General features: G+C 48.6%; 25 protein-coding genes. 18 read left to right on the plus strand and 7 right to left on the minus strand.

Annotation, left to right across the window (positions count from 1 at the left end; genetic code table 11):
- Positions 1–75: 75 nt before the first annotated feature.
- From ttrA to ttrB, 3 genes are read right to left on the minus strand one after another with little or no spacing between them, the layout of a single operon-like run.
- Complete coding sequence (gene ttrA / locus J4650_RS01645; RefSeq protein WP_023993760.1) at positions 76–3,138, minus strand: tetrathionate reductase subunit TtrA; 3,063 nt, start codon at positions 3,136–3,138, stop codon at positions 76–78.
- Entirely contained in the window at positions 3,131–4,153 is a 1,023-nt protein-coding gene (gene ttrC, locus J4650_RS01650; RefSeq protein ID WP_000149760.1) for a tetrathionate reductase subunit TtrC, read from the minus strand. The genes ttrA and ttrC overlap by 8 nt, the downstream gene beginning before the upstream one ends.
- Positions 4,154–4,888 (minus strand): tetrathionate reductase subunit TtrB, encoded by a 735-nt coding sequence (ttrB, locus tag J4650_RS01655; RefSeq protein ID WP_001523928.1) that lies wholly within the window; start codon positions 4,886–4,888, stop codon positions 4,154–4,156.
- 181 nt (positions 4,889–5,069) lie between these two features.
- Here ttrB and ttrS point away from each other — a divergent pair, with 181 nt between their 5' ends.
- From ttrS to fumD, 3 genes are all read left to right on the plus strand, one after another.
- Positions 5,070–6,848: a tetrathionate respiration histidine kinase TtrS gene (gene ttrS, locus J4650_RS01660; RefSeq protein ID WP_001214415.1), complete on the plus strand. Its 1,779-nt coding sequence runs from the start codon at positions 5,070–5,072 to the stop codon at positions 6,846–6,848.
- Positions 6,823–7,443: a tetrathionate respiration response regulator TtrR gene (ttrR, locus tag J4650_RS01665; RefSeq protein ID WP_000190927.1), complete on the plus strand. Its 621-nt coding sequence runs from the start codon at positions 6,823–6,825 to the stop codon at positions 7,441–7,443. The genes ttrS and ttrR overlap by 26 nt, the downstream gene beginning before the upstream one ends.
- A gap of 97 nt (positions 7,444–7,540) precedes the next feature.
- Entirely contained in the window at positions 7,541–7,753 is a 213-nt protein-coding gene (gene fumD / locus J4650_RS01670; RefSeq protein WP_000165779.1) for a fumarate hydratase FumD, read from the plus strand.
- 95 nt (positions 7,754–7,848) lie between these two features.
- Here the strand turns inward: fumD and mlrB are convergent, their stop codons facing one another.
- The 4 genes from mlrB to J4650_RS01690 form a co-directional block, all read right to left on the minus strand.
- On the minus strand, positions 7,849–8,808 hold the full coding sequence (gene mlrB / locus J4650_RS01675) for a transcriptional regulator MlrB (protein WP_001060717.1): 960 nt from the start codon (positions 8,806–8,808) through the stop codon (positions 7,849–7,851).
- A 171-nt stretch (positions 8,809–8,979) separates the two neighbouring features.
- Positions 8,980–9,708 carry a MerR family transcriptional regulator gene (locus tag J4650_RS01680; protein WP_000122320.1) on the minus strand — a complete coding sequence of 243 codons (729 nt, stop codon included), beginning with the start codon at positions 9,706–9,708 and terminating at the stop codon, positions 8,980–8,982.
- A gap of 178 nt (positions 9,709–9,886) precedes the next feature.
- Positions 9,887–10,525, minus strand: coding sequence for a two component system response regulator (locus J4650_RS01685; RefSeq protein ID WP_000666335.1), 639 nt, complete (start codon positions 10,523–10,525; stop codon positions 9,887–9,889).
- A 30-nt stretch (positions 10,526–10,555) separates the two neighbouring features.
- Positions 10,556–13,318 (minus strand): two component system sensor kinase, encoded by a 2,763-nt coding sequence (locus tag J4650_RS01690; RefSeq protein ID WP_023993761.1) that lies wholly within the window; start codon positions 13,316–13,318, stop codon positions 10,556–10,558.
- A gap of 400 nt (positions 13,319–13,718) precedes the next feature.
- Between J4650_RS01690 and spiC the strand changes: the two genes are divergently transcribed.
- The 15 genes from spiC to J4650_RS01765 all read left to right on the plus strand — a co-directional run bounded on the left by spiC (position 13,719) and on the right by J4650_RS01765 (position 23,740).
- Positions 13,719–14,120 (plus strand): SPI-2 type III secretion system protein SpiC, encoded by a 402-nt coding sequence (gene spiC, locus J4650_RS01695; RefSeq protein ID WP_001562740.1) that lies wholly within the window; start codon positions 13,719–13,721, stop codon positions 14,118–14,120.
- A gap of 1 nt (position 14,121) precedes the next feature.
- Positions 14,122–15,615, plus strand: coding sequence for an SPI-2 type III secretion system protein SpiA (spiA, locus tag J4650_RS01700; RefSeq protein WP_000261287.1), 1,494 nt, complete (start codon positions 14,122–14,124; stop codon positions 15,613–15,615).
- The gene (ssaD, locus tag J4650_RS01705) at positions 15,596–16,807 is read left to right on the plus strand and encodes a SctD family type III secretion system inner membrane ring subunit SsaD (RefSeq protein WP_000323783.1); all 1,212 of its coding nucleotides are present in this window, start codon (positions 15,596–15,598) and stop codon (positions 16,805–16,807) included. The genes spiA and ssaD overlap by 20 nt, the downstream gene beginning before the upstream one ends.
- Positions 16,808–16,814: 7 nt before the next feature.
- Positions 16,815–17,057, plus strand: a complete 243-nt coding sequence (gene ssaE, locus J4650_RS01710) for a YscE family type III secretion system co-chaperone SsaE (protein WP_000210201.1) — start codon at positions 16,815–16,817, stop codon at positions 17,055–17,057.
- A gap of 263 nt (positions 17,058–17,320) precedes the next feature.
- Positions 17,321–17,647 carry an SPI-2 type III secretion system chaperone SseA gene (gene sseA, locus J4650_RS01715; protein WP_000972855.1) on the plus strand — a complete coding sequence of 109 codons (327 nt, stop codon included), beginning with the start codon at positions 17,321–17,323 and terminating at the stop codon, positions 17,645–17,647.
- Positions 17,648–17,653: 6 nt separating this feature from the next.
- Entirely contained in the window at positions 17,654–18,244 is a 591-nt protein-coding gene (sseB, locus tag J4650_RS01720; RefSeq protein ID WP_124234952.1) for an SPI-2 type III secretion system translocon protein SseB, read from the plus strand.
- Positions 18,241–18,714 carry a SycD/LcrH family type III secretion system chaperone SscA gene (gene sscA, locus J4650_RS01725; protein WP_000711024.1) on the plus strand — a complete coding sequence of 158 codons (474 nt, stop codon included), beginning with the start codon at positions 18,241–18,243 and terminating at the stop codon, positions 18,712–18,714. Before sseB ends, sscA begins: the two co-directional genes overlap by 4 nt.
- Positions 18,715–18,716: 2 nt before the next feature.
- Entirely contained in the window at positions 18,717–20,171 is a 1,455-nt protein-coding gene (gene sseC / locus J4650_RS01730; protein WP_017466108.1) for an SPI-2 type III secretion system translocon protein SseC, read from the plus strand.
- A 15-nt stretch (positions 20,172–20,186) separates the two neighbouring features.
- Positions 20,187–20,774 (plus strand): SPI-2 type III secretion system translocon protein SseD, encoded by a 588-nt coding sequence (gene sseD / locus J4650_RS01735; RefSeq protein ID WP_000388323.1) that lies wholly within the window; start codon positions 20,187–20,189, stop codon positions 20,772–20,774.
- A gap of 2 nt (positions 20,775–20,776) precedes the next feature.
- On the plus strand, positions 20,777–21,193 hold the full coding sequence (gene sseE, locus J4650_RS01740) for an LcrR family type III secretion system chaperone SseE (RefSeq protein WP_000249606.1): 417 nt from the start codon (positions 20,777–20,779) through the stop codon (positions 21,191–21,193).
- A 51-nt stretch (positions 21,194–21,244) separates the two neighbouring features.
- Positions 21,245–21,679, plus strand: coding sequence for a SycD/LcrH family type III secretion system chaperone SscB (sscB, locus tag J4650_RS01745; RefSeq protein ID WP_000979963.1), 435 nt, complete (start codon positions 21,245–21,247; stop codon positions 21,677–21,679).
- Positions 21,680–21,694: 15 nt separating this feature from the next.
- Positions 21,695–22,477, plus strand: coding sequence for a type III secretion systems effector SseF (gene sseF, locus J4650_RS01750; RefSeq protein ID WP_000690722.1), 783 nt, complete (start codon positions 21,695–21,697; stop codon positions 22,475–22,477).
- On the plus strand, positions 22,474–23,163 hold the full coding sequence (gene sseG / locus J4650_RS01755; protein WP_000805836.1) for a pathogenicity island 2 effector protein SseG: 690 nt from the start codon (positions 22,474–22,476) through the stop codon (positions 23,161–23,163). Before sseF ends, sseG begins: the two co-directional genes overlap by 4 nt.
- A gap of 93 nt (positions 23,164–23,256) precedes the next feature.
- Positions 23,257–23,472, plus strand: coding sequence for a type III secretion system needle filament protein SsaG (ssaG, locus tag J4650_RS01760; RefSeq protein ID WP_000350226.1), 216 nt, complete (start codon positions 23,257–23,259; stop codon positions 23,470–23,472).
- Entirely contained in the window at positions 23,450–23,740 is a 291-nt protein-coding gene (locus J4650_RS01765; RefSeq protein WP_000444713.1) for an EscG/YscG/SsaH family type III secretion system needle protein co-chaperone, read from the plus strand. Before ssaG ends, J4650_RS01765 begins: the two co-directional genes overlap by 23 nt.
- Positions 23,741–23,743: the final 3 nt, after the last annotated feature.

The following is a 23,743-nucleotide window of genomic DNA, read 5'->3' on the forward strand; positions in this document are numbered from 1 at the left end:
ATGCAGCCGGACAGCGTTCGCTTATCAGTCGCTACCCTCGACGAAATAAGACGATATCGCTCTCCGGCCCGGGGGTTATATACGCTCGATTTTTGCCGGCAGCCCCTGACGTACTGCCGCGCCAGAAACCCAGTCGAGCCAGGTGTTGGTAATGGTTCTTGTCGGATCGGCAAAGCCCAGATCGTTAAGATTTATGCCTGCCCTGATTTGTGGATCATACGGCATAGGCACGCCATCCAGAGAGTGCTGCGTTGCGCCCATCTCGCGGTGACCATATCCGTGTTCGATGGCGATGACGCCTGGCATCACGCCATTTAACAAACTGATTTGCGCCACGACCTGACCGCCCGGCGTAATGATCCGTACCCGATCGCCATGTTGCAGTCCATAACGTTCGCCGTCTTGCGGATTCAGCGCCACCAGGTTTGCTGGCTTCACATGGTGTAAGCGCGGGATGACGGCTGTTGAGCTGGACATGGTGTTTGATTTAAATGAAATCAGTTTCAGCGGCCATTGTCCAATGGGAAACTGGTCGTCAATCGCACGACCATCTGACAAACGCGCCGGATACCAGACCGGGCAACCGCTGAAGCGCTCCCCGGTGATGGCGTGACGGTGGGCGGCGACATCTGCATTCCAGATCTGTAAGGGTTTTTTCCACGCGTTACCTAACCGTTGCTCCGTATAGCCGCTATCCTCGGGCGCAAACCGGCCGCCACGCGAGTAGATAAACGCCACGCGACCGACCTCATCAGCTTTAAGCGTGTGCTGAATTGCTGGCAGAATGCGGCTGACGCCGGTAAGCGAAATATCTTCCTGATTTGCCAGCGCGACCGGCGTCTTGCCCATAAAGGCGATATTAGCGGCTACGCGCAGATAGAAGTCTTCCGCCCGGTTCAGTGGAAAAGTATTGCCCTGCGGATCGGTTATCGCCCGGTCGCCGAAGCCGGGCAGATGGAGCCGTTTTGCTACCGCAATACAAAATGCTTCCATTGAGACAGGTTGCCCGTCCGCCGTGCGGTGAGTGGTGGGGGCGACAACCGGCCAGCGGGCGGTAGTGGCTTTACTGGCTACGCCGCCCCAGGGCGCCGTAAAGCCCCAGCTCTCAAAATTGTGCGTATCCGGCACAATGTAATCCGCCAGCGCCGTCGTTTCATTCATAAAGGCGTCAATCGCGATAAAGAGCGGCAGTCGGCGAGGGTCTTTTAGTTTTTCTTCCGCCACGGCGCGTAGACCGGGAACACCGTAAAACGGGTTGCTCATATTGGAAATCCAGGCTTTAAGCGGATAAGGATAGCCTTCGAGCGCGGAGGTCAACAGTTCGGTAAGCTGGCCTGCCACAAAGGGATACCACGGCGCTTTGGCTGGATAAGGGGATTGCCCACCGGCAATTTTGTCGCGGTATTCTTCCGATGCTTCATAAGCGGTTTTGCTACGGGCAATACTTAACCCGGACGGTTTCACTTTTCCGGCAAAACTATTCATGTTGTAGCGGGGGCCGTCGCTAACGCCGTTGAATTTGCCGCCGCCGACAAAGACGCCGCCGGACAAGCTGAGGTTGCCGATCAGCGCGTTAAGCATCATGACCGACCAGGCGTTATAAAACCCATTGCCGGCCATCATGCCGCCGTGACTGATGACCGCAGCTTTACGTCCGTGACTGGTAAAGGTTTCCGCCAGCGCGATAATTTGCGCTTCCGGCACGCCGCACTGTTCGCTGTATTGCGCCAACGAGAGCTTTTCTGCCGCCTCTTTCAGGCGTTGCAACCCGCTCTTCACCGTGACCCGTTGGCCGTCGGCGAGCGTAACGTACTGCGTCACGAAAAGCCGTGCCTGTCGGCAAGTGGACGCATCGACCAACTCGCCGTCGGTATTCAGCACGACAGGGGTCTCTTCGCCATCGGGCGTAAGATGGCGCAGCGTCAGGTGCTGTCCGGCAAGCGTCGGCAGTTCATCCGCAATGACCAGGTGCGTGGCGTTGGTCCAACTTTGCTCGCCAGCCTGCTGCATCGCCTGTACGCCGGGAATCGCCAGATAATCAGCATTATAACGTTGATTATCCATGATCCAGCGGATCATCCCCATTGCCAGCGCCGAATCGCTGCCGGGCATGACCGGTTGCCAGCGACCGCGAGGATCGGCGAGCACCGTTGATAAGGGGAGGGCGGGGGCGACCACGACGTATTGAAAATTCTCACGCAGCCGGGCGCTCGCCAACTGACGCGCCTGGCGTTTAAACGGATTGCCGGACTGTGCCGGGGAGGTGCCCATAAAGAGCGCAAACTCCACGTTTTCCCAGTCGGGTTTGACATGCGGGTTTTTATCCAGATCGCCCATCAATGCCCCGGAGCCGGCCCGGTAAGCCAGTCCACAGTAGGCGCCATGCGCGCCGAAATTCTTGCTGCCGAAGCTATTTAGCGCAAAACGACGCAGAAACGCATCGCGGCCTTCGTCGCTGGTATTCGTGACCAGTAACTGATTGGTTTTGGGCCCGAAACTGGGGTGCTTTGCGTCAATTGGCGTATCCGGCGCATGAATAGCGCGCAGTCCGTCCACATGACCTTCGCCAAACAGATCGCCGCCTTCCACGACTTCTTCAATAAGTTGCTCAAAGCTGATGCGCTGCCATTTCCCTTCGCCGCGTTTACCCACGCGTTTCATCGGTTCAAGCAGTCGTAGCGGACTGTACAGGCTTTCCAGCAGCGTGGCGCCGCGCGCGCAGGCGGTTGAGCGGGCGTCAAGACCGCTTTCTCCCGCCAGTTGCTCCATGGCTTCGCTAAAAGGGACGGACGAGTCAATCGGGTGTTCCTGCGACAAGGGGTGATAGGGATTGCCGGCGATGCGTATCACTTTGCCATCGGCATTAACCCGGGCGCGGATACCGCACTGTGTCCAACAGCCGAAGCATTGCGTCATGGCGATGGTTTGTTGTGGATTTTGCTGCCAGTGCGTTTGCGCCTGCGCCTCCGGAATTAACGCATTGCCAAAGATGCGGTCGCGCGTTACCTTGCCGGATGTCCCGTTTAACAGGCCATCAATTGCGCGTTTCGCCACATCACGGTAGCTCAGACCAAAAGTGACCATCCCACCGACGGCGAGACCGACTTTTAGCCACTGACGACGGGTTAAATTAGCCATGTTGTAATCTCCTGGTGAGTCCGTTCAGCGTTTCACGAATAATAATCAGTAGCGCTATCCACAGGCCGAAGGTGCCGAGAATAGCCAGCCAGCCATCCGTTCCGCCTGGTAACGAGTAAGGGTTAAATTGCGCGTTGAACTTGGGGACGGTTTGTACCTGAATCAACAATGTCCAGCGCATCAGCCAACATAGCGCCAGCGCGCTGAGAACCAGCAGGACGCGTCTTAGCTGTGATAACGGATGGCGTAGCGCCAGGCTACAGAACAGCAGTGTGCATACCCACAGCGCTACCCAGCCGACAGCGTAATATTTGGCTGACAGGGCGACGGTAATCCACTGACGGATTGCCGTGCCGGAAAGCGTATCGCCGCTAACCCACATGGCCACAACCAGCCCCAGCGCCGCCAGCGTCCAGATTTGTCCCCACAATATTTTTGGCAGCCTTACCGAGTCGCGTCGGGCGGCGACAATCATCAGCGCGAAGAACGCCTGTAAGGCGCTAAGGAACATCGCCACGGGGAAGGCGTAGCTAAACCAGATTGGGCGCGCCAGCACAACGGAGACTTCGCGGCCGGTATAAATCAACAGGCCCACCGCGCAAAGCGCGCTGGCTAACGCCAACCATTTAGTGACGTTGTAACTTTTATTGAATAATCGTTTAATCTGCTGCGCCAGGAACCACAGAGCGAGAAATCCGGTAAACAGCGGCAGGAATAACGCTCCCCAGGGCATCCACGACCAGGGCGTCGGCCAGGCATAGAAATGCCAGACGCGGGCGGTCTGGTGCAGATCCGCCGTCAGCGCCAGCGGTGCGGTAATCGCACAGGTAATGGCAATCAGTAATGCCCGATTTTCTTCTGTTGCGGCGTCTTTTTTCCGCCAGTGAAGATAACAGGCAAACAGTGCGGCGCAGGCGGCAATGCCAATAAAAAAGAAATATTGTACCGCCCACGGCAGCCAGCTAATGTCCTGCGGGTGAGCCAGCACTTCTTCAATGATGAGTGAATGCGTCATTCAGACCTCCTGCCAAAGCGCGGGCTGCGCACGGCCCATTAATGGGGTGACAAAGGCGTCGTCCAGACCCAGGTAGAAAACATGGGGCGACGTGCCGTTTTCCGGCTTTAATACCTTGATAGCGTCGCGATGCTGATGAAGCATGGTGGCGATGCGGCTATGGGGATCTTTGATATCGCCAATAATACGCGCGCCGCCGACGCAGGACTCTACGCAAGCGGGTAACAGTCCGGCTTCCAGACGATGGACGCAAAACGTGCATTTATCGGCAGTTTGCGTTTCATGATTGATAAATCGGGCGTCGTAAGGACACGCCTGGACACAATAGGCGCAGCCGACGCAGCGTTTGTTATCCACCACCACAATGCCATCTTCCCGCTGAAAGGTGGCTTGTACCGGGCAGACCGGCACACAGGGGGGGTTATCGCAATGGTTGCACAGACGCGGCAACAGCACATTCGTGACTTCCTGACTACCTTCACGCTGGACCTGGTATTGGTTCACGGTCGTACGAAACGCGCCCTGCGGCGTTTGGTTTTCAATAGTGCAACTTACGGTACAGGACTGACAGCCGATACAACGCCGCAGGTCGATAAGCATGGCGTAACGGTGTCGGGGAGAGCCTTCATGCCGCTCCGGCGAAAAAGGAAATTTCGCTTCAGCCAGCGGAACCAGCGAGGCGCCAGCGGTCAGGACGCCAAGCTGCTGGAGAAATTGCCGTTTACTGCTGTCCATATTGACTCCCGTCCACATTGCCAACAATGAAACATTTGTCACGGTGTTGGTTCATGTGTAATGAATAAAAAATGTCGATGATTTACAGTGTAAAAATCGAGGCGGGGTGCGCTCTATTGTGGTTAACCACATACCCGGCTTGTTGTTGATCTAAAACAACATAATTGACAGGGATATTAGGGTGAGAGGTAAAACCGTAAGGCGCCTGGCGGTGTTGGCGGCAGTAGGGCTACTTTGTCATGGCGCGTGGGCAGGGACGTGGAATATCGGTATTTTGGCCATGCGCGGCGAGGCGTCTACGCGTAGCCACTGGCAACCGTTGGCAAAGACATTAAGCCAACAGCTTCCAGGCGAAACCTTTCACATCCAGCCGCTGGATCTGCATCAAATGCAGGAAGCCGTTAACCAGGGAACCGTGCAGTTTGTGATAACCAACCCGGCGCAATTTGTCCAACTGAACAGCCATGCGCCGCTGCGCTGGTTAGCTTCCCTGCGCTCCACGCGCGATGGGAAAGCAGTGAGTAATGTTATTGGCAGCGTGATTTTGACCCGACGCGATAGCGGCATCACCACGGCGCATGATCTCATCGGTAAGACCGTCGGCGCGATTGATGCTCAGGCGTTTGGCGGCTATTTATTAGGCTATAAAGCGCTCAGCGACGCGGGCTTACGCCCGGAGCGCGATTTTCATCTCCGTTTTACCGGATTTCCTGGCGATGCCTTAGTCTATATGCTGCGCGAAAAAGCGGTGCAGGCGGCAATTGTGCCAGTGTGCCTGTTAGAAAATATGGATCAGGAAGGATTGATTAATAAAAAGGACTTTATCGCGCTGCTTTCCCGACCGACGCCCCTGCCTTGCTTAACCAGTACGCCGTTATATCCTGACTGGTCGTTCGCGGCGCTACCTGCGGTAAGCGATGCGCTGGCGGATCGCGTAACGCGAGCGCTATTCAACGCGCCCGCCGCCGCGTCATTTCACTGGGGCGCGCCTGCGTCGACCAGTCAGGTAGAAGCGTTGCTGCGTGATGTTCGTCAGCACCCTCAGCAGCGTCGACTGTGGCTGGATGTCAAAAGTTGGTTAATCCAGCACCAGCTAATGGTCGGCGGCGTGATTCTGGCGTTCCTGTTGCTCACGCTCAATTATATTTGGGTCATGCTGCTGGTGCGTCGACGTGGAAAGCAACTGGAACGTAATAGCGTAGTTCTTCATCAGCATGAGCGGGCGCTGGAAACCGCCCGGCAAATGAGCGTGTTGGGTGAAATGACCTCCGGGTTTGCCCATGAGCTTAATCAGCCGCTTTCCGCGATTCGACATTATGCCCAGGGGTGCCTGATTCGACTGCGCGCTGCAGATGAACAGCATCCCTTGCTGCCGGCGCTGGAGCAGATTGACCAGCAGGCGCAACGCGGTGCGGATACTTTGCGTAACCTGCGTCACTGGGTCAGCCAGGCGCAGGGCAACCCGGTGCTAACCGAAGCGTGGAAGGCCATAGCCATTCGGGAGGCGATTGATCATGTCTGGCAATTGTTGCGTATGGCGCAACAGTTTCCGACAGTGACTCTGCATACCGAGGTTAGCGCTGCGCTGCGCGTAACGCTGCCGTCAGTGCTGCTGGAACAGGTGCTGGCGAATATCATTCTTAATGCGGCTCAGGCGGGCGCCACCCATTTATGGGTCGTTGCTGAACGCACTGAAAACGGCATCAGTATCGCTTTACAGGATAACGCCGGGGGAATCGATGAGGCGCTATTACGTCAGGCGTTTCAGCCGTTTATGACCACCCGCAAAGAGGGGATGGGCTTAGGGTTGGCGATTTGCCAGCGGCTGGTGCGGTATGGGCGGGGCGATATCAGTATCAGGAACCAGACCGCGCCGGACGGTCTGTCGGGAACGGTGGTTACGATACATTTCTTACATGAAAATGGGGGCAGGGATGGCGACAATTCATCTACTGGATGATGATACGGCGGTCACTAACGCGTGCGCGTTTTTACTGGAAAGTCTGGGATATGACGTAAAATGCTGGACGCAGGGGGCGGATTTTTTGGCGCAGGCCAGTCTGTATCAGGCCGGGGTCGTATTACTGGATATGCGAATGCCGGTACTGGATGGGCAGGGCGTTCATGATGCGTTGCGCCAGTGCGGAAGTACCCTGGCGGTTGTTTTTCTTACCGGGCATGGCGATGTACCGATGGCCGTGGAGCAGATGAAACGCGGCGCCGTCGATTTTCTGCAAAAACCGGTATCGGTAAAACCGCTACAGGCGGCGCTGGAGCGTGCGCTGACGGTTTCATCGGCAGCGGTGGCGCGTCGTGAGATTATACTGTGTTACCAGCAGTTGACGCCGAAAGAGCGTGAGCTGGCCAGCCTGGTGGCAAAAGGATTTATGAACCGTGAAATTGCGGAAGCGATGAATATCGCGGTGCGTACCGTAGAGGTGCACCGCGCCAGAGTCATGGAAAAAATGCAGGCCGGTAGCCTGGCGGAACTGATTAGGCGTTTCGAAAAAATGGCCTCGCCAGAGACCAGAATACGAACAACGTATGAGCCATGAATAATAAACTGCGTTATTTCTTTGATTTGCATCAAATTTTGTTTAATTGAGAAGACTGTTATATTCTGTTGGTTTGAGCTGGCGACGAGTAAAACGTATGACAAAACCGACAAAAGATGACGAACTGTACCGCGAGATGTGCCGGGTGGTGGGCAAGGTCGTGCTGGAAATGCGCGATCTGGGGCAGGAGCCTAAATATATTGTTATTGCGGGCGTGTTAAGAACCGCGCTGGCGAATCAACGCATCCAACGTAGCGCGTTAGAAAAACAGGCTATGGAAACCGTGATTAACGCTCTGGCGCGGTCATAGCCGCTATCAGGGTGGCAATAACGAAATCGCCTTTGAATCGTCGCGATTGTCACCATGGCGGGCGGGTTGCCCGCCGTTAGCGATGCGCAGGGTTATCAGGTGATGGCTAAGCGCAGCCCTAATGTATCAGGGTACGGCTCAAAATAATTCTGGCTGCGTAGATAGTCATCCGGATGTTCCGCCAGATAGTGCTTCAGCAGCGTTAACGGTGCCAGGATAGGTAGTCGGCCCGCCCGGTAGCCGAGAATCACCTCGCGTAATTCCGCGCGTTGCCTGCTGTTCAACGCGCGGTGAAAATAGCCCTGGATATGCATCAGCACATTGGTGTGATTTTTACGTGAAGCGGGGTGGCGCAGGATAGCCATCAGTTTTTCTCTGTATCGGACAAAGAAGGCATCCAGATCGTCCCACTCATGCAGACGCGCGACGAAAGGGCCAATTTCGCGGTAGCCGGCCTGGTGGTGGGCGAGAAGCTGAAGTTTGTATCGGCTATGAAACGCGAGCAAACTGTGACGACTCAAGCCCTGCGCGCGTAGCGCATTTAATTCATGTAGCGCGAAGATACGTGCGATGAAATTCTCGCGTAGTACCGGATCGTGCAGGCGACCATCTTCCTCTATCGGCAGCCAGGGATATTTGTCCATCATCGCGGCGGTAAACAGCCCCGTGCCAGCTTTGCGGCCCCTGTTACCCTTTTCATCATACAGGCGAACGCGCTCCATTCCGCAACTGGGCGATTTTGCACACACAATAAACCCCGCCAGCTCGCCTATTGTTGGCAGAAACCGATCGGCAAAGGCATTCATTCGCTCGGTGACGTCATCGTGCGGGGCATGGCTATAGCGCATCCGAATGTCGCCACAGGTCGTCTGGATAAGACGCAGCGCAGGGCGGGGCACGGGCAGGCCGATCGCCACCTCCGGGCAGATCGGTTTGTAGGCCACCCACGGTGCCAGAGAGTTCATGACAAAATCCATACGCTTATGTCCGCCATCAAAGCGTACCGCGGCGCCAGTCAGACATCCGCTAATGCCGACTACGGGTTTGTTATTCATGATTCCCCCTTATTGAAAGTACGACGACTGACGCCAATGGCGCAAAATGTTATCTCACGCTGATTTAAAACTTACACAACTTTGTTTTTTTGTCTAAGTTTTCGCGGAGATTTTTTTGATGTACTTAAATATCAATAAGATATAATTAGGGGAAGAAATCTATTTCAGCGCTTATAGTGTGATAACCTCCAGCGAAGCGACCACGTTGCGCCACTGGGCAAGCTGTTTTTTCTGTCCGGCAGTGAGCTTTCCGGTGGTCACCAGGAACCATTTTCTCTGGGCGAACAGCTCGGGCGCCAGCACGGCTGGTGGAGAGGGAAGCACATTGAGCCGCAGCTCTTGTCCGGTACGAGTCAACGCTTCCAGCCAGATTTCACAGTGATCCGAGAGATGCCATCCGCTAATAAAGGCATTGTTGCCAGGCGCTTTTCTGTCGCCTTCAAGGCAAAAAGAGGTGTAGGCAATAATGATGCCATCCAGTATTTCGCGCAGCGTCATCACGGCGGGAAGGTGCGCGGACACTTTGCTGCGCAACGGACGCAATAAATGGGTCACCAGTTCTGCGCGAGGATATTCCCGGCCACAGTCATAAATCAACTGCCGCAGCGCGTCAATTCGCCCTTCGTGGAGATGTTGGAGCATCGTCTCCTGGATCGTTATCCAGTTATCGCCCAGGCGAATGACCGGACGCGACAGTAAGGGTTTGACCTGGCTTATCGGTACGCCTTTTCTCACCCAGTCGAGGATGCTAAGCGCTTGTCGAATATCGTCATCGCTGTATAAGCGATGCCCGCCATCAGTACGCTGCGGTTTCAATAAACCATAGCGTCGCTGCCATGCCCTTAGCGTGGCGGCATTGATACCGCATAGTCTGGCAAATTCGCCTATAGAATACGACATGGTAAAGCCCGTTAAATAAGGGGATTCTACTATATCATGATCAAATGAAGACTAAGGTAGTGATAAATGGTGCGGCATACCAGGGCATCCGTATGGATTTTGTCGATGATGAGCAATACTGCGTGGCGTAAGGCTCATCAAAATATGACCAATGCTTAATATCATCGGACGCCCCTGGTTAATACTCTATTAACCTCATTCTTCGGGCACAGTTAAGTAACTCTGTCACTTTATGAACCTGTAGCTTTCTCATCATATTCATCCGGTGTGTTTCGACGGTTTTTATACTGATATGTAACTTTTCGCTGATCCCATGATTGGTATACCCCTCGTCAATAAGTTTAAGAACCTGACGCTCGCGCAAAGTAAGCAGTTGATGATTGGTCGTGTCAGCGTTTAATTCAGCCAGGATAGCTTCCCGATTCAACGTTGGGTCAATGTAACGCTTGTTTACTGCTACTGTTTGCAATGCCGCTAACAGAACTTGCTGACTACTGCTTTTTAAAACATAGCCATTAGCACCTGCGGCTAAAGTTTTAATGGTCATATACTCTTGTTGGTATGCTGTGTAAACCAGAATATTCATTGCTGGCCAACGCTGATGTAATTGAGGAATGATATCCAGGCCATTGATGCCAGGTAAGCTAAGATCAAGGATAAGTATGTCAGGCTCGTATGCGCAACAGGCATTATAAACCTCAAGACCATTTTTAACATGCTCTACAATTTTAAAATGAGGCCAGGGTAATAAGGCATTCATAATGCCGTTAATGATGATTTCATGATCGTCTACTAATAAGATCTTATATTCTTTCATTTTGCTGCCCTCGCGAAAATTAAGATAATATTAAGTAATGGTGTAGTTTTTGAAGATCATACGTATTTTCTGGCGTAAGTCGGTTAGTTCCTCCAGCGCGATGATTTTCCCCATTTTTACGCGATTCTCAATGTCTATGACATAGCATACCAATTCAGTCTGCCCTATTTGACCTAAACAGCCTTTTAATGTGTGAATTAACTGATCGATTTTTTGTCCAGCCGATACGGCATTTTCAATATCAGCCAGCAAGAGGTCCAGTGATTGGAAAATCTTGCTATTAATGACCATATCATCTGTCGCCAGTAACGCTGAGCAGCGACTCGGATCCTGCTCCTGTAGCTCTATATTTCGCAAAAGTTGATATTCTGCGGCAATACTGATATAGCGAGCTAAGGTAGCCAATGTCACTGGTTTGGTAATGTAATGATGAATCCCATTTTTTTTACAACGATGAATATCTTCTGTCGCTACGCTAGCGGATAGCGCCACAAACATGCAGTCAGGATCTAAATTATTCGGCTCATCGTGCCATAATTGTACACATTCAATACCATCTATTTCTGGCATTCTAATGTCAATCAGTACTAAATCGAATCGCTGCTGTTGTGATAAAGTCAGAGCCTCGTTACTACTGGCGGCAACAGTGACGTGTTGTCCCAGGCTGACAAGCATTTTGCCGATGATATCCCGATTAATATCGGCATCATCAACCAAAAGAATCTGCAACTGCCAGGGGGGTAACAAATTATTTATTACTGGCATATTTGGTGTACACAATATTAACTGTTGCGCCAGGTCGTAGAGTTTTCCGGGGAAATACAAAAGCTCTGCGTTGAGAAGCGCATTTTGCTGGTGGGGTGGTTCACCGCGTATTCCCCAGCAAGCCAGTTGCCGATGCAGGCAGAACGGCGCTGACAGCGTCCCTTTAATTGGTTGAGGCGGCTGGTATTCTTGTAAGGGTAATACTAGCGAGACACAGGTTCCAACCCCGGGGACACTTTTTAGTGTCAGATTACCGCCCATCATTTTAGCCAGGCTTGACGCAATAGTCAGTCCAATTCCTGTACCTTGCGAATTTGTGTCTGCTTGATAAAAAGCAGTAAAGATTTGAGACTGCTGCTGTATTTCAATCCCTTTACCGCTATCGCTAACCAGAAATATTAATTGTTCCTCATGACGCTTGACCGTCAGACGTATCCCTCCGGTTTCGGTAAATTTTACCGCGTTCCCGAGTAAATTAACCAAAATTTGCCGTAAACGGATACTGTCGGTATGAAAATAGAGGGGGACATGTTGACCGACAAAAGTACGTAATGACAGTTTTTTGCTTTGCGCCGGCCCCTGGATGGTTTGCATTGCCTGGTCCAGTAACGGCAGTAACGCTGTTTCTTCCATATGTAATGTGAAATGACCAGACTCGATGCGTGAAAAATCCAGCAGATTATTAATAATAGCTAACAAAGACAGTGTACAATTCCTGGCGGTATCAGCTAATCCTTGCTGCTCTATGTTTAAAGGGGTGGTTTGTAATAATTCAATCGCACCAAGTACGCCATTCATCGGAGTACGTAACTCATGACTTATTACCGTAAGATGAATGCTTTTACGTTTGTTAGCTTGCTCAGCGCGTTTTTTTGCTTCATTTAGCGCCTGGGTGCGCTCTGCGACTTTGTTTTCCAGATTGTCGTATTGGACTTGTAGAGTATCAAGCAGTTGGTTAAAAGCACCGGCAATACTATCTAATTCATCCAGTCGTTGTTCTGGTAAACGTGTGCTCAGCGGTGCAGTTGCGGTTTTATTAATGACATCGACAAAACGCCATAACGGTTTGGCCAGTGAGCGATGTAGTAACCAGCAAAAAGCCGACGTCATCAACACCAATGCTGTTAATGTAAAGGGGATTTGTTGAAGGATAATTTTTAAGATGCGATTATGTAGATTACCGTATGGGTACAGCGTAACCAGACTCCATCCGGGGCCATGCAAGGTTGTGCGTAATATCAGAAATCCGGGAATTTGCTGCCATCCATCATGCAGCGTTACATTCTCTAACTGTGTACGTATTTTTTGCGGGATGTATGAAAACGGCAATAAGTGGTTGTTTTGATCCAGCCATACTCGAATACTATCATCTAATGGTAGGTGGCTCTTAGTAATGAGATCGGGAAGTTTAACCGTCACCCCAAAAAATACGCCTTGCTGATCGGCAACCGCAACGGAAGCGTGCCATCCTTTGCCGTTTATGTATTCTGGTTCACTCCAGTAAAACCCGGCATGGGTTGGGTATAAAGGAAAGCTTTTTCGTGTTAAAGGCTGTAGAGTTGAATAATCTGAAGGGTTATCAGTAGATAATAACGAAATCTCATTTTTATGATTAAGAATAAAACTATCGCGACGAAAGCTTTTTTCATCGATATCAGAGGACTGCAGAAAGAGACGGTGCTTCTCTCCGTTTAGCGTCGGCGTGCAATTTGAAGGACCGACAGATAGATGCCGGCTCACCTCAGGGAAAATATCGTTATGATGAATCTCAGTCGCTAATGAGCATTGATACATTAAATTTTTAGCGTCACGTTCAGCTTCTTCAAACCGTTGATTGCTTAGTACAATATTCATCTCGGATAGAACGGATAAATCCTCTATTATATGCTGCCGTTTCTGAACCATTGATATATAAGCTGCGGTAAGCACAGATAGCAGCCAAATAATTATTGTTGTTAATAAAAATAAAAAAGTTAGCCTGATTACTAAAGATGTTTGCAGCGTATTCTTGAGATTGAGCAAATTCATAATGCTTCCCTCCAGTTGCCTGTTGCAAAATCTTTGGCACTTGATCACTATCGCAGTACATATAGTTTCATCAGAAGATTAATCGATGGTGTTATCATTAGGAAGATAAATTTCTTCATATATAACCCAGTCGATGACTACAATTACTTTTTAATAAGATGGCGATGTAAAAACATCGTAACAGTTTATTTAATAAATAATTTTTCAAATTGTAATTTTTTATGTCAATGCTGAAAGTGTAATTGTGAATTTATCGGAAAATCCGAATGATAGAATCGCCTGTGACAAGGTATATGTAGACAGCATCCTGATATTGTACAAGAAGAGTATAGTCGAAATAAATGTGAATCAGGCTTTTTACGGATGTGGTTGTGAGCGAATTTGATAGAAACTCCCATTTATGTCTGAGGAGGGATTCATGCTGGCAGTTTTAAAAGGCATTCCATTAATTCAGGATATCAAGGCCGAAGGTAATAGCCGATCCTGGATAATGACTATTGATGGGCATCCTGCCAGAGGAGAAATTTTCTCAGAAGCATTTTCTATTTCTTTGTTCTTAAATGACCTGGAAAGCTTACCTAAGCCTTGTCTTGCCTATGTGACACTACTGCTTGCAGCACACCCGGACGTCCATGATTATGCTATACAGCTCACAGCGGATGGGGGATGGTTAAACGGTTATTATACCACAAGTAGTAGCTCTGAGCTTATTGCTATTGAGATAGAAAAACACCTGGCTTTAACTTGCATTTTAAAAAATGTAATACGCAATCACCATAAACTTTATTCGGGTGGGGTATAAAATGGTAGTAAATAAACGTTTAATCTTAATTTTACTATTTATACTCAATACAGCAAAGAGTGATGAGTTATCATGGAAAGGTAATGACTTCACCCTTTATGCCAGACAAATGCCATTAGCAGAGGTTTTACATCTGCTCTCAGAGAACTATGATACGGCTATTACTATTAGCCCATTGATAACAGCTACATTTAGTGGAAAAATTCCGCCTGGACCACCGGTCGATATTTTGAATAACCTGGCAGCACAATATGATTTGCTAACCTGGTTTGATGGCAGCATGTTATATGTATATCCTGCATCGTTATTAAAACATCAGGTTATCACTTTCAATATTTTATCTACTGGACGGTTCATTCATTACTTACGCAGCCAGAATATCCTTTCATCACCGGGATGCGAGGTTAAAGAAATTACCGGTACCAGAGCTGTGGAGGTGAGCGGTGTTCCCAGCTGTCTGACTCGTATTAGTCAATTAGCTTCAGTGCTGGATAATGCGTTAATCAAACGAAAAGACAGTGCGGTGAGTGTAAGTATATACACGCTTAAGTATGCCACTGCGATGGATACCCAATACCAATATCGCGATCAGTCCGTCGTGGTTCCAGGGGTCGTGAGTGTATTGCGTGAGATGAGTAAAACCAGCGTACCGGCGTCATCGACGACCAATGGTTCACCCGCTACACAGGCATTGCCCATGTTTGCTGCCGACCCACGCCAGAATGCAGTGATCGTTCGTGATTATGCGGCCAATATGGCCGGGTATCGGAAACTCATCACAGAATTAGATCAACGCCAGCAGATGATAGAGATTTCGGTGAAAATTATCGATGTTAATGCTGGAGATATTAACCAGTTAGGCATCGACTGGGGAACGGCAGTGTCGCTGGGTGGCAAGAAAATTGCGTTCAATACAGGTTTGAATGACGGTGGTGCTAGTGGTTTTTCAACGGTAATCAGCGATACCTCAAACTTTATGGTGCGTTTGAATGCCCTGGAAAAAAGCTCTCAGGCTTATGTACTTTCCCAGCCATCTGTGGTGACTTTAAATAATATCCAGGCTGTGCTAGATAAAAATATTACTTTCTATACCAAACTGCAGGGAGAAAAAGTGGCTAAACTTGAATCCATCACTACGGGTTCTTTGTTACGCGTTACACCTCGCTTGTTAAATGACAATGGCACGCAAAAAATAATGCTTAATCTTAATATTCAGGATGGACAACAAAGTGATACGCAAAGCGAAACAGACCCGCTGCCCGAAGTGCAAAATTCTGAAATTGCTTCGCAGGCCACATTATTGGCCGGACAAAGTCTATTGCTGGGAGGGTTTAAACAAGGTAAACAAATCCACTCGCAAAACAAAATCCCTTTATTGGGCGATATTCCTGTTGTAGGTCATTTGTTTCGCAATGATACGACTCAAGTACATAGTGTAATCAGGCTTTTTTTGATTAAAGCCTCAGTAGTAAATAATGGCATATCTCATGGTTAATCCAAAGAGTTCCTGGAAAATACGTTTTTTAGGTCACGTTTTACAAGGCCGGGAAGTATGGCTGAATGAAGGTAACCTGTCACTGGGGGAGAAGGGATGCGATATTTGTATTCCGCTGGCTATAAATGAAAAAATTATTCTGAGAGAACAGGCAGATAGTTTATTTGTTGATGCCGGGAAAGCCAGAGTTAGAGTTAATGGTCGCAGATTTAATCCAAATAAGCCGCTACCATCCAGTGGGGTTTTGCAGGTTGCGGGAGTGGCTATCGCGTTTGGTAAACAGGATTGTGAACTTGCTGATTATCAAATACCCGTTTCCAGATCAGGGTACTGGTGGTTGGCTGGCGTATTCTTGATTTTCATCGGTGGAATGGGTGTCCTGTTAAGTATTAGTGGTCAGCCTGAAACGGTAAATGACTTACCTTTGCGGGTTAAGTTTTTATTAGACAAAAGCAATATTCATTATGTGCGGGCGCAATGGAAAGAAGATGGAAGCCTGCAGTTGTCCGGTTATTGCTCGTCAAGCGAACAGATGCAAAAGGTGAGAGCGACTCTCGAATCATGGGGGGTCATGTATCGGGATGGTGTAATCTGTGATGACTTATTGATACGAGAGGTGCAGGATGTTTTGATAAAAATGGGTTACCCGCATGCTGAAGTATCCAGCGAAGGGCCGGGGAGCGTGTTAATTCATGATGATATACAAATGGATCAGCAATGGCGTAAGGTTCAACCATTACTTGCAGATATTCCCGGGTTATTGCACTGGCAGATTAGTCACTCTCATCAGTCTCAGGGGGATGATATTATTTCTGCGATAATAGAGAACGGTTTAGTGGGGCTTGTCAATGTTACGCCAATGCGGCGCTCTTTTGTTATCAGTGGTGTACTGGATGAATCTCATCAACGCATTTTGCAAGAAACGTTAGCAGCATTAAAGAAAAAGGACCCCGCTCTTTCTTTAATTTATCAGGATATTGCGCCTTCTCATGATGAAAGCAAGTATCTGCCCGCGCCAGTGGCTGGCTTTGTACAGAGTCGCCATGGTAATTACTTATTACTGACGAATAAAGAGCGTTTACGTGTAGGGGCATTGTTACCCAATGGAGGAGAAATTGTCCATCTGAGTGCCGATGTGGTAACGATTAAACATCATGATACTTTGATTAACTATCCATTAGATTTTAAGTGAGTGGAAAATGACAACTCTGACCCGGTTAGAAGATTTGCTGCTTCATTCGCGTGAAGAGGCCAAAGGCATAATTTTACAATTAAGGGCTGCCCGGAAACAGTTAGAAGAGAACAACGGTAAGTTAAAGGATCCGCAGCAATATCAGCAAAACACCTTATTGCTTGAAGCGATCGAGCAGGCCGAAAATATCATCAACATTATTTATTATCGTTACCATAACAGCGCACTTGTAGTGAGTGAGCAAGAGTAAAGTAAAAATATCTTAGAGCCTATCCCACCAGGCGTTAATTGGCGCAGCCAGCCTGGACACGGACAGCGTGCAAAAACCGCAGCGTACACGTAGCACGTGAGGTTTGACTCGCTACGCTCGCCCTTCGGGCCGCCGCTAGCGGCGTTCAAAACGCTAACGCGTTTTGGCGAGCACTGCCCAGGACCAAAATGGCAAGTAAAATAGCCCTAATGGGATAGGCTCTTAGTTAGCACGTTAATTATCTATCGTGTATATGGAGGGGAATGATGATAAAGAAAAAGGCTGCGTTTAGTGAATATCGTGATTTAGAGCAAAGTTACATGCAGCTAAATCACTGTCTTAAAAAATTTCACCAAATCCGGGCTAAGGTGAGTCAACAGCTTGCTGAAAGGGCAGAGAGCCCCAAAAAGAGCAGAGAGACAGAGAGTATTCTTCATAACCTATTTCCACAAGGCGTTGCCGGGGTTAACCAGGAGGCCGAGAAGGATTTAAAGAAAATAGTAAGTTTGTTTAAACAACTTGAAGTACGACTGAAACAACTTAATGCTCAAGCCCCGGTGGAGATACCGTCAGGAAAAACAAAAAGGTAAAGCATAATGTCTTCAGGAAACATCTTATGGGGAAGTCAAAACCCTATTGTGTTTAAAAATAGCTTCGGCGTCAGCAACGCTGATACCGGGAGCCAGGATGACTTATCCCAGCAAAATCCGTTTGCCGAAGGGTATGGTGTTTTGCTTATTCTCCTTATGGTTATTCAGGCTATCGCAAATAATAAATTTATTGAAGTCCAGAAGAACGCTGAACGTGCCAGAAATACCCAGGAAAAGTCAAATGAGATGGATGAGGTGATTGCTAAAGCAGCCAAAGGGGATGCTAAAACCAAAGAGGAGGTGCCTGAGGATGTAATTAAATACATGCGTGATAATGGTATTCTCATCGATGGTATGACCATTGATGATTATATGGCTAAATATGGCAATCATGGGAAGCTGGATAAAGGTGGCCTACAGGCGATCAAAGCGGCTTTGGATAATGACGCCAACCGGAATACCGATCTTATGAGTCAAGGGCAGATAACAATTCAAAAAATGTCTCAGGAGCTTAACGCTGTCCTTACCCAACTGACAGGGCTTATCAGTAAGTGGGGGGAAATTTCCAGTATGATAGCGCAGAAAACGTACTCATGAAAAAAGACCCGACCCTACAACAGGCACATGACACGATGCGGTTTTTCCGGCGTGGCGGCTCGCTGCGTATGTTGTTGGATGACGATGTTACACAGCCGCTTAATACTCTGTATCGCTATGCCATGCAGCTTATGGAGGTAAAAGAGTTCGCCGGCGCAGCGCGACTTTTTCAATTGTTGACGATATATGATGCCTGGTCATTTGACTACTGGTTTAGGTTAGGGGAATGCTGCCAGGCTCAAAAACATTGGGGGGAAGCGATATACGCTTATGGACGCGCGGCACAAATTAAGATTGATGCGCCGCAGGCGCCATGGGCCGCAGCGGAATGCTATCTCGCGTGTGATAACGTCTGTTATGCAATCAAAGCGTTAAAGGCCGTGGTGCGTATTTGCGGCGAGGTCAGTGAACATCAAATTCTCCGACAGCGTGCAGAAAAGATATTACAGCAACTTTCTGACAGGAGCTAAAAATGAATCGAATTCACAGTAATAGCGACAGCGCCGCAGGAGTAACCGCCTTAACACATCATCACTTAAGCAATGTCAGTTGCGTTTCCTCGGGTTCGCTGGGAAAGCGCCAGCATCGTGTGAATTCTACTTTTGGCGATGGCAACGCCGCGTGCCTGTTATCAGGGAAAATTAGTCTTCAGGAGGCAAGCAATGCGTTGAAGCAACTGCTTGATGCCGTACCCGGAAATCATAAGCGTCCATCATTGCCTGACTTTTTGCAGACCAATCCCGCGGTTTTATCAATGTTGATGACGACATTAATACTCAGCGTTTTTGGTAATAACGCTCAATCGTTATGCCAACAGCTTGAGCGGGCAACTGAGGTGCAAAATGCATTACGTGATAAGCAGGTAAAGGAGTATCAGGAGCAGATCCAGAAAGCGATAGAGCAGGAGGATAAAGCGCGTAAAGCGGGCATTTTTGGCGCTATTTTTGACTGGATTACCGGCATATTTGAAACTGTGATTGGCGCCTTAAAAGTTGTGGAGGGTTTTCTGTCCGGTAATTCCGCAGAAATGGCTAGCGGCGTAGCTTATATAGCCGCAGGTTGTGCAGGAATGGTTAAAGCCGGAGCCGAAACGGCAATGATGTGCGGTGCTGACCACGATACCTGTCAGGCAATTATTGACGTGACAAGTAAGATTCAATTTGGTTGTGAAGCCGTCGCGCTGGCACTGGATGTTTTCCAGATTGGCCGTGCTTTTATGGCGACGAGAGGTTTATCTGGCGCAGCTGCAAAAGTGCTTGACTCCGGTTTTGGCGAGGAAGTGGTTGAGCGTATGGTAGGTGCAGGGGAAGCAGAAATAGAGGAGTTGGCTGAAAAGTTTGGCGAAGAAGTGAGCGAAAGTTTTTCCAAACAATTTGAGCCGCTTGAACGTGAAATGGCTATGGCGAATGAGATGGCAGAGGAGGCTGCCGAGTTTTCTCGTAACGTAGAAAATAATATGACGCGAAGCGCGGGAAAAAGCTTTACGAAAGAGGGGGTGAAAGCCATGGCAAAAGAAGCGGCAAAAGAAGCCCTGGAAAAATGTGTGCAAGAAGGTGGAAAGTTCCTGTTAAAAAAATTCCGTAATAAAGTTCTCTTCAATATGTTCAAAAAAATCCTGTATGCCTTACTGAGGGATTGTTCATTTAAAGGCTTACAGGCTATCAGATGTGCAACCGAGGGCGCCAGTCAGATGAATACTGGCATGGTTAACACAGAAAAAGCGAAGATCGAAAAGAAAATAGAGCAATTAATAACTCAGCAACGGTTTCTGGATTTCATAATGCAACAAACAGAAAACCAGAAAAAGATAGAACAAAAACGCTTAGAGGAGCTTTATAAGGGGAGCGGTGCCGCGCTTAGAGATGTATTAGATACCATTGATCACTATAGTAGCGTTCAGGCGAGAATAGCTGGCTATCGCGCTTAATCTGAGGATAAAAATATGGAAGCGAGTAACGTAGCACTGGTATTACCAGCGCCTTCCTTGTTAACACCTTCTTCCACTCCATCTCCCTCCGGGGAGGGAATGGGTACTGAATCAATGCTTCTGTTATTTGATGATATCTGGATGAAGCTAATGGAGCTTGCCAAAAAGCTGCGCGATATCATGCGCAGCTATAACGTAGAAAAACAACGGCTGGCCTGGGAACTGCAAGTCAATGTTTTACAGACGCAAATGAAAACAATTGATGAAGCGTTTAGAGCATCAATGATTACTGCGGGTGGCGCAATGTTGTCGGGTGTACTGACGATAGGATTAGGGGCCGTAGGCGGGGAAACCGGTCTTATAGCGGGTCAAGCCGTAGGCCACACAGCTGGGGGCGTCATGGGCCTGGGGGCTGGTGTAGCGCAACGTCAAAGTGATCAAGATAAAGCGATTGCCGACCTGCAACAAAATGGGGCCCAATCTTATAATAAATCCCTGACGGAAATTATGGAGAAAGCAACTGAAATTATGCAGCAAATCATCGGCGTGGGGTCGTCACTGGTCACGGTTCTTGCTGAAATACTCCGGGCATTAACGAGGTAAACATGGTGCAAGAAATAGAGCAATGGTTGCGTCGGCATCAGGTGTTTACTGAGCCTGCATATTTAGGGGAGACCGCCATATTACTTGGGCAGCAGTTTATATTATCGCCTTACCTGGTGATCTATCGTATTGAGGCAAAAGAAATGATTATTTGTGAGTTCAGGCGCCTGACGCCCGGGCAACCTCGACCACAGCAATTGTTTCACTTACTGGGACTTTTACGCGGGATATTTGTGCATCACCCGCAGTTAACATGTTTAAAGATGTTGATAATCACCGACGTTCTGGATGAAAAAAAAGCCATGCTACGCAGGAAATTATTGCGCATCCTGACAGTAATGGGAGCGACCTTTACACAGCTTGATGGCGATAACTGGACAGTTTTATCCGCCGAGCATCTTATCCAGCGACGTTTTTAAATGACCTTCCTGACGTAAATCATTATCACGTGAAAATAACAATCAATAGGTATGATGATGAAAGAAGATCAGAAAAATAAAATACCCGAAGACATTCTGAAACAGCTATTATCCGTTGATCCGGAAACCGTTTATGCCAGTGGTTACGCCTCATGGCAGGAGGGGGATTATTCGCGCGCCGTAATCGATTTTAGTTGGCTGGTGATGGCCCAGCCATGGAGTTGGCGTGCCCATATTGCATTGGCTGGCACCTGGATGATGCTTAAAGAATACACGACGGCCATTAATTTCTATGGACATGCCTTGATGCTGGATGCCAGCCATCCAGAACCGGTTTACCAAACGGGCGTCTGTCTCAAAATGATGGGGGAACCCGGGTTGGCGAGAGAGGCTTTTCAAACCGCAATAAAGATGAGTTATGCGGATGCCTCATGGAGTGAGATTCGCCAGAATGCGCAAATAATGGTTGATACTCTTATTGCTTAAATAACAGAACGAAATATGAAAATTCATATTCCGTCAGCGGCAAGTAATATAGTCGATGGTAATAGTCCTCCTTCCGATATACAAGCGAAGGAGGTATCGTTTCCTCCCCCTGAAATTCCAGCCCCTGGCACCCCTACAGTTCCTGTGGTGCTTACGCCTGAACAAATAAGGCAGCAGAGGGATTATGCGATACATTTTATGCAATACACGATTCGTGCGCTGGGTGCGACAGTCGTGTTTGGATTATCGGTCGCTGCAGCGGTAATTTCTGGCGGGGCAGGATTACCCATTGCTATTCTTGCGGGGGCGGCGCTCGTGATTGCTATTGGGGATGCTTGCTGTGCGTATCATAATTATCAATTGATATGTCAGCAAAAGGAGCCGTTACAAACCGCCAGTGATAGCGTTGCTCTTGTGGTCAGTGCGCTGGCCTTAAAATGTGGGGCAAGTCTTAACTGCGCTAACACCCTTGCTAATTGTCTTTCTTTATTAATACGTTCAGGAATCGCTATTTCTATGTTGGTTTTATCCCTACAGTTTCCACTGCCCGCCGCTGAAAATATAGCGGCCTCTTTGGACATGGGGAGTGTAATTACCTCCGTTAGCCTGATGGCGATAGGTGCGGTACTGGATTATTGCCTTGCCCGCCCCTCTGGCGACGATCAGGAAAATTCTGTTGATGAACTTCATGCCGATCCCAGTGTGTTATTGGCGGAACAAATGGCAGCGCTCTGTCAATCTGCTACTACACCTGCATTAATGGACAGTTCTGATCATACATCTCGGGGAGAACCATGAAACCTGTTAGCCCAAATGCTCAGGTAGCAGGGCAACGTCCTGTTAACGCGCCTGAGGAATCACCTCCATGTCCTTCATTGCCACATCCGGAAACCAATATGGAGAGTGGTAGAATAGGACCTCAACAAGGAAAAGAGCGGGTATTGGCCGGACTTGCGAAACGAGTGATAGAGTGTTTTCCAAAAGAAATTTTTAGTTGGCAAACGGTTATTTTGGGCGGACAGATTTTATGCTGTTCCGCTGGAATAGCATTAACAGTGCTAAGTGGTGGAGGCGCGCCGCTCGTAGCCCTGGCAGGGATTGGCCTTGCTATTGCCATCGCGGATGTCGCCTGTCTTATCTACCATCATAAACATCATTTGCCTATGGCTCACGACAGTATAGGCAATGCCGTTTTTTATATTGCTAATTGTTTCGCCAATCAACGCAAAAGTATGGCGATTGCTAAAGCCGTCTCCCTGGGCGGTAGATTAGCCTTAACCGCGACGGTAATGACTCATTCATACTGGAGTGGTAGTTTGGGACTACAGCCTCATTTATTAGAGCGTCTTAATGATATTACCTATGGACTAATGAGTTTTACTCGCTTCGGTATGGATGGGATGGCAATGACCGGTATGCAGGTCAGCAGCCCATTATATCGTTTGCTGGCTCAGGTAACGCCAGAACAACGTGCGCCGGAGTAATCGTTTTCAGGTATATACCGGATGTTCATTGCTTTCTAAATTTTGCTATGTTGCCAGTATCCTTACGATGTATTTATTTTAAGGAAAAGCATTATGGATATTGCACAATTAGTGGATATGCTCTCCCACATGGCGCACCAGGCAGGCCAGGCCATTAATGACAAAATGAATGGTAATGATTTGCTCAACCCAGAATCGATGATTAAAGCGCAATTTGCCTTACAGCAGTATTCTACATTTATTAATTACGAAAGTTCACTGATCAAAATGATCAAGGATATGCTTAGTGGAATCATTGCTAAAATCTGAAGTTATTAGCGACGATGTTCGACGGTTGCTGCTGGAAATCATGTTTGCGGGCGTTAACCATAGCCTGATTTCCCAGGTACATGCGATGTTACCAGCGCTAACGGTTATTGTTCCGGATAAAAAATTACAGTTGGTATGTCTGGCATTATTGTTGGCGGGTTTAAATGAGCCGCTAAAAGCCGCGAAAATTTTATCGGATATAGATTTGCCAGAGGCTATGGCGCTGCGTCTGTTATTTCCTGCACCAAATGAGGGGTTTGAAAATTGAATA

The sequence above is a fragment of the Salmonella sp. 32120201201600049SM genome (genome assembly GCF_017572835.1).
Lineage (GTDB): Bacteria > Pseudomonadota > Gammaproteobacteria > Enterobacterales > Enterobacteriaceae > Salmonella > Salmonella enterica.

Coding starts and splice junctions, on each gene's coding strand:
- ttrA (WP_023993760.1), bottom strand. CDS start 3,138: ATGGCTAATTTAACCCGTCGTCAGTGGCTAAAAGTCGGTCTCGCCGTC.
- ttrC (WP_000149760.1), bottom strand. CDS start 4,153: ATGACGCATTCACTCATCATTGAAGAAGTGCTGGCTCACCCGCAGGAC.
- ttrB (WP_001523928.1), bottom strand. CDS start 4,888: ATGGACAGCAGTAAACGGCAATTTCTCCAGCAGCTTGGCGTCCTGACC.
- ttrR (WP_000190927.1), top strand. CDS start 6,823: ATGGCGACAATTCATCTACTGGATGATGATACGGCGGTCACTAACGCG.
- fumD (WP_000165779.1), top strand. CDS start 7,541: ATGACAAAACCGACAAAAGATGACGAACTGTACCGCGAGATGTGCCGG.
- mlrB (WP_001060717.1), bottom strand. CDS start 8,808: ATGAATAACAAACCCGTAGTCGGCATTAGCGGATGTCTGACTGGCGCC.
- J4650_RS01680 (WP_000122320.1), bottom strand. CDS start 9,708: ATGTCGTATTCTATAGGCGAATTTGCCAGACTATGCGGTATCAATGCC.
- J4650_RS01685 (WP_000666335.1), bottom strand. CDS start 10,525: ATGAAAGAATATAAGATCTTATTAGTAGACGATCATGAAATCATCATT.
- J4650_RS01690 (WP_023993761.1), bottom strand. CDS start 13,318: ATGAATTTGCTCAATCTCAAGAATACGCTGCAAACATCTTTAGTAATC.
- spiC (WP_001562740.1), top strand. CDS start 13,719: ATGTCTGAGGAGGGATTCATGCTGGCAGTTTTAAAAGGCATTCCATTA.
- spiA (WP_000261287.1), top strand. CDS start 14,122: ATGGTAGTAAATAAACGTTTAATCTTAATTTTACTATTTATACTCAAT.
- ssaD (WP_000323783.1), top strand. CDS start 15,596: ATGGCATATCTCATGGTTAATCCAAAGAGTTCCTGGAAAATACGTTTT.
- ssaE (WP_000210201.1), top strand. CDS start 16,815: ATGACAACTCTGACCCGGTTAGAAGATTTGCTGCTTCATTCGCGTGAA.
- sseA (WP_000972855.1), top strand. CDS start 17,321: ATGATGATAAAGAAAAAGGCTGCGTTTAGTGAATATCGTGATTTAGAG.
- sseB (WP_124234952.1), top strand. CDS start 17,654: ATGTCTTCAGGAAACATCTTATGGGGAAGTCAAAACCCTATTGTGTTT.
- sscA (WP_000711024.1), top strand. CDS start 18,241: ATGAAAAAAGACCCGACCCTACAACAGGCACATGACACGATGCGGTTT.
- sseC (WP_017466108.1), top strand. CDS start 18,717: ATGAATCGAATTCACAGTAATAGCGACAGCGCCGCAGGAGTAACCGCC.
- sseD (WP_000388323.1), top strand. CDS start 20,187: ATGGAAGCGAGTAACGTAGCACTGGTATTACCAGCGCCTTCCTTGTTA.
- sseE (WP_000249606.1), top strand. CDS start 20,777: ATGGTGCAAGAAATAGAGCAATGGTTGCGTCGGCATCAGGTGTTTACT.
- sscB (WP_000979963.1), top strand. CDS start 21,245: ATGATGATGAAAGAAGATCAGAAAAATAAAATACCCGAAGACATTCTG.
- sseF (WP_000690722.1), top strand. CDS start 21,695: ATGAAAATTCATATTCCGTCAGCGGCAAGTAATATAGTCGATGGTAAT.
- sseG (WP_000805836.1), top strand. CDS start 22,474: ATGAAACCTGTTAGCCCAAATGCTCAGGTAGCAGGGCAACGTCCTGTT.
- ssaG (WP_000350226.1), top strand. CDS start 23,257: ATGGATATTGCACAATTAGTGGATATGCTCTCCCACATGGCGCACCAG.